Source organism: Mycobacterium angelicum (assembly GCF_002086155.1).
Lineage (GTDB): Bacteria > Actinomycetota > Actinomycetes > Mycobacteriales > Mycobacteriaceae > Mycobacterium > Mycobacterium angelicum.
The window spans coordinates 1-213 of the sequence record NZ_MVHE01000452.1; the positions used below are offsets into that span (position 1 = coordinate 1).

The 213-nt window shown below is 59.6% G+C and carries 1 protein-coding gene; it reads left to right on the forward strand.

What is annotated here, in order from left to right; all coding sequences use genetic code 11:
• The coding region (locus tag BST12_RS30230) for a citrate/2-methylcitrate synthase (RefSeq protein ID WP_281254859.1) at positions 1-213 on the forward strand (213 nt) is incomplete at both ends.

Below are 213 nucleotides of genomic sequence, written 5' to 3' on the forward strand. Positions count from 1 at the left end.
CCAGCGTGGTCAATGCGCTGTCGGCGTACTACCAGGATGCTCTGGACCCCATGGACAACGGTCAAGTCGAGCTGTCGACCATTCGGCTGCTGGCCAAGCTGCCCACCATCGCCGCGTACGCCTACAAGAAATCGGTCGGCCAGCCCTTCCTCTACCCAGATAACTCACTGACGCTGGTGGAGAACTTCCTACGGTTGACGTTCGGATTTCCCG